Genomic DNA, 4,546 nt, shown 5'->3' with positions numbered 1-4,546 from the left:
GGAGTGACAACTCGCGCAATCAGGACCAAAGCGGGCGCGATGAGGATCCACGTTGGAGTGACAGCTTGCGCAATTCAGATGGAGAACGGCATCACGGTCAAGTCGATGATCAGTCGGAATAGCCGCAGCGCTTCCCGGAATCGGCGACGCTCCAACCAGCCCGGCCGAGCGAAGTTGCGCAACGGTGTCTGACCAGAAATCCGCCCTCGTCAATGCACTATGATCCATCACGGTCATATGTGGCCGCTCACCGTGCTCCACATGACAGGACGTACATTGCGTCGCCGCGACATGAAACCGGGTGGATTGCTTGTCGGCGAACGACGCCAGAGAATGACAGGTCACGCAGTTATTGGTCACCACACCTGTGAAAGGCCTGTGACATGTCTCGCACTGGCCCGCGATAAACTGGTGCGCTTTCGAGATCGGTCCGGGATTCACCAACCCTTCCCAACCAGGAACTGCGTTACTGCCGGAACGATGCACGGCAAGGGGCACAACCAGTCCGACGATCAGAGCCGCAAGCGCAAAGACCGTATAGAGTATGACAGCGGGCTTCATAGCCACCTCAGCCCGTAATACAGGCCTGACCAGATATGCAGAATCAGCAGAAAATAGAGGATGACCACAAGGATGACGTGAATCTTGCGCCAACGCCCGAACAGTGCGTTCGCCACCCTCTCCGACCTGACCGCATACTCAACATCGGCCAGCGCCGAGGCAATCGTGGCCTCGCGATCCGATGTACCCCGCGTACCGGGATAGGCCGAGGTCAGAAAAAGGCGCTGGACGATATTATGGGGCACATCCGGCGTCTCGGGCATCAGATGCGCCACCCCGGCATCTGCCAGAGACGTGCGCAGTTGGGCCAGTTCCTGGGTGCGACCGCGCAATCCGCGCCCGATCTGGATCAACATGTAGCGCCCGACATAGCCACTAATAGCGAGGACGAGCATGATGCCGGTTAGCGAGATCCCCATCGGGCTATCGAATTTATGGGCGGCGTGGATCAGGCCCAAAATGGGTGCAAGGACGCCAGCATAGATATGCACCGACAGAAGGGTTCGGCTCTCGACACGCGGCGCGAAATAACGATGCACGACGGGAATGCGTTTGCCCGCTACGTAAATCAGCGGCACCAGCATCAGGATGGCGGCGCAAATGCCAATCAGGCTGCCAGCCAGACTCCCAGGAAAGCGTGGCGCGACATGCACCAGAAAGCCCAGCGGGAACAGCACCAGCAGGACGACCAGGGCGCCGACAATGATTTCGCTGCGCTCCTGCATCACGCCTCCACGACCAGCGGACCACCCGTGGTCTTCGCCTGACAGGCCAGGATGAAACCCTTGGCCTTGTCAGCCGGATCGAGCCCATCCTCGACCGCCATCGTCACCTCACCTTGCTGCAGGTGAGTCGTACACATGCCGCAGATACCGGATCGACAGGAGGATGGAATATTGACACCTGCCGCATCAGCCGCGTCGAGAACCGTTTCATCCAGTTGCAACGGAGCCGATTTCCCTGAAGTGGAAAACGTAATGGTCGTTGCGGCAGGCGTAACGGCCGGGGATGAGGGGGCCGCCACAGGCCCGACCGCAGGTTCGGCCTTCATCGCGGCTGGTCCGAATGCCTCGCTATGAACATTGGCTTCCGGCACAGCGAGATCCGTCAATAACGCTCTCATGCTTGCCATCATCCCGGGTGGGCCGCAGACATGGATACGCCGGTTTGTGAGATCTGGCACCGATTGCTGAAGCAGTTCCTTCGTGATGCGCCCTTCCGGCCCCGACCACTCTGTCCCCGGCGACCGCCGCATGGTGGCAATAACGTGCAGTTTGTCATTGCGACGTTCCAGCCACTCGATTTCCTGGCGAAACACATAGTCGATGCTGGCATGAGCGGAATAGACGAAGTAGATCTCGCCAGGCCAGACGATATCGGTCAGGTATCTCAGGACCGCCATCATCGGTGTGATGCCTACGCCGCCGGACAGCAGGACGATCGAGTCTGCCTCGTCACCCGTAAAGGTGAACATACCCGATGGACCCGCGATCTTTAAAAGATCACCCTCTTTGACCGTGTCGTGCAGGTAGCGCGAGACCAACCCATGTTCCTCGCGTTTGATCGTTAGTTCGAGATGTTCGACCTGCCCCGGCGACGATGCGATCGTATAGGACCGGCTCGCGGGCTTGCCAGACGTCGGCTCGATGGTGAGTTGCACGAACTGGCCGGGTTTGAAGTCAAAGGGAATCCGCCCCCCATCGGCCGGAACTAGATAGAACGTCACGATCGCCGGTGTCTCCCGAATGATCCGGGCCACTTTCAGACCGCCACGCCAGAGGCCGTGTCGAGGTGCGCCGACGATCGGAGTGGCCGTTCCACCGCCTGGTCCCGGTACAGGGGGAGGCGGCGGAACAGGAGGTGTTGGACCGCCGCCGGTCGACGATGGTGGCGTGGGCGGGACCGTTGGTTTCGGTGCGAATGCCGTGGTGGTCCTGAGAATCTCTTGCACGCGATGCAACCGCAGGACCTGCAAGATCAGCAGAGCGATCGATACCAGGATCAGGATCGTCATGAACACCAGGTGGGCCGGCGTCAATCCGAAAAACAGGCCGTTCTGCTGGCTCGCCGCGACTGTCGGCAGACCCATCTGTGCCGTGAACCAGTTGAATGCCACCATTTGAGGATTCACGAGGCCGGTCGCGGCCGCGCGCGCGGCCATTCCGCTATCGAGCAACGCAACGCCTTCATGGAGATGCTGGCTGGATCGACGCATCGTCTCCCACGACAGGGACTGAGCGGCATCGACCGATGCGGCGCCGACTTCGCGAAGACCGTCCTGAAGCCTCTGTGCCGCAATATCGGCCAGCATCTGACGTTCGGCGTCGGTCAGCTTCGGATGCGTCATCATGAAAGTATAAAGCGGCGTGCGACCGCGCGCTCCGCAACAACCCGCGTCGGCCTTGTCTGCTCCGGGAACCGCACTCAATGCCTGCCCAGCCTGAGGCAGCATGCGGCTCATCATATCGCCCTGCACCGCCGGCCCGGATGGTGGCGCACCGGGGTTCCCCGCCGCGCCCATGCCAGGGTGATGGCTTGCATGCTCGTCACCACCCATCGACATCATGCCGTCCATGTCGGACATACTTGAGTCGGGTCGAGCGGTGGTCGTCTCCATTCCGCCGGACGACTCGGCGCCATGACCGGCATCCCGGGGCGCTGCCATCGGCCCATCGTCTTCCGGCTGATCCCGCCGCAGCGCCAGCGAAGGTGGCGGGCTGCCTGTCGTAGGCCCCGTCATAGTGCCGCTGGACATGGCCGGAACGGCGGGAGACTCACCCGGTGCCTGAGCGAATCCCTCGGACATGCTGACGAGCAGCGTCATGATCACGACACTCACGCTCAAAAAGACACGCCTCATGGTTTCTCCAACACGCCATCATCCTCGGCAAAGCCCATACCGGCCCGCTTTCCGGATGTCGTCAGGGCACGGGTTATTACCCTACAGGGGTATGGCATATTTTCCTTGATCTCGATCAATTATCCCAGCGGCATCTATTGTCGGGGCATCGGCATATCCATGTCGTGATGCATATGATGTCCGCCAGCTGCTCCTGCCTGGGCGACCAGCGCCTGGTAGTCGGAACTGTTCATTCCCGGAAGCTTTTTGAGAAACGCGACAATGTTCCAGAGATCATCATCACCATGATCCGCCCAGGACGGCATGCCCGACATCTTGATGCCATGCTTGAGGATCCAGAACAGTTCGCCTTGCGTATAGCGTTGCGCCACATCATTCAAAACCGGCGGCTTCGGATACATCCCCTCCGCCATATCCTCGGCCTCGACGCCCGGCGCGGAATGACAGGAGGCGCAATGCGTCGAAAAATGCGATGCACCGCCGACGAGCCGTGCCTGCGTCTCAAGATCGACAGGTGTGGTAATGCCCTCGGCGTGATGCCGGATTGAATGGAAGCGTGCCGTTTCCAGAACACGATAGGTCAGCCGCCAATGCGGCGAGGTGGCGCCTACATCATACAGACCACCGAAAACGACGGCCGTTCCCGCGCCGATCCCGACCAGCAGAATGCCGGCGAGACTCCAGGCTAATCTTTTCATGCGTGCCTCCCTGGGCATGTCCAGGGGCGACGCTTATGACGCCGCCCCGCTCCATCAGGAACCGATCAGCGCTGATGAACCGCGTCGGGCATGCTCTGCGGGCCCATCGGCATTTTCATGCCGTCGCCCATGTCGCCGCAGCCCATTTTCATCTTTTTATCCGATGGTGCCATTGCCTGACCGTTCGGCATGGCCATGCCCTTCATCTTCATACATCCCCCCATCTTTCCTTTCATTTTCATGCCTTTCTCTGCCCCCTTCATGCCGGATCCGGGCATGCCGTCCATTTTCATCTTGTCGTGGTCCATTCCTGACATGCCTGACATACCCTGCATTCCGGACATATCCTGGCCCTGCGGCTGGGCTGGTGCCGGAACCGGTGTCTGGGCATGCGCAACTGAGACCGTGGCCAGGAGTGCTACCAGAA

4 protein-coding genes are annotated in these 4,546 nt (G+C 60.4%); all 4 read right to left on the bottom strand.

Going from position 1 to position 4,546, the window contains the following annotated elements; genetic code table 11:
• Nucleotides 1-557: 557 nt before the first annotated feature.
• The 4 genes from P792_RS33945 to P792_RS33930 all read right to left on the bottom strand — a co-directional run bounded on the left by P792_RS33945 (nt 558) and on the right by P792_RS33930 (nt 4,544).
• Nucleotides 558-1,286 carry a hypothetical protein gene (locus P792_RS33945; RefSeq protein ID WP_010668179.1) on the bottom strand — a complete coding sequence of 243 codons (729 nt, stop codon included), beginning with the start codon at nt 1,284-1,286 and terminating at the stop codon, nt 558-560.
• Nucleotides 1,286-3,421, bottom strand: coding sequence for a 2Fe-2S iron-sulfur cluster-binding protein (locus tag P792_RS36225; protein ID WP_023979780.1), 2,136 nt, complete (start codon nt 3,419-3,421; stop codon nt 1,286-1,288). Before P792_RS36225 ends, P792_RS33945 begins: the two co-directional genes overlap by 1 nt.
• 134 nt (nt 3,422-3,555) lie before the next feature.
• Nucleotides 3,556-4,119, bottom strand: a complete 564-nt coding sequence (locus tag P792_RS33935) for a cytochrome c (RefSeq protein WP_023979779.1) — start codon at nt 4,117-4,119, stop codon at nt 3,556-3,558.
• Between the two features lie 65 nt (nt 4,120-4,184).
• Nucleotides 4,185-4,544 (bottom strand): hypothetical protein, encoded by a 360-nt coding sequence (locus tag P792_RS33930; protein WP_152530271.1) that lies wholly within the window; start codon nt 4,542-4,544, stop codon nt 4,185-4,187.
• Nucleotides 4,545-4,546 lie beyond the last annotated feature (2 nt).

This window comes from Asaia sp. SF2.1 (genome assembly GCF_000505765.1).
Classification (GTDB): Bacteria; Pseudomonadota; Alphaproteobacteria; order Acetobacterales; family Acetobacteraceae; genus Asaia; species Asaia bogorensis.
Note: the sequence above shows the minus strand (reverse complement) of the source record. Positions and strands in the feature narration are given on the sequence as shown.

Coding starts and splice junctions, on each gene's coding strand:
- P792_RS33945 (WP_010668179.1), bottom strand. CDS start 1,286: ATGCAGGAGCGCAGCGAAATCATTGTCGGCGCCCTGGTCGTCCTGCTG.
- P792_RS36225 (WP_023979780.1), bottom strand. CDS start 3,421: ATGAGGCGTGTCTTTTTGAGCGTGAGTGTCGTGATCATGACGCTGCTC.
- P792_RS33935 (WP_023979779.1), bottom strand. CDS start 4,119: ATGAAAAGATTAGCCTGGAGTCTCGCCGGCATTCTGCTGGTCGGGATC.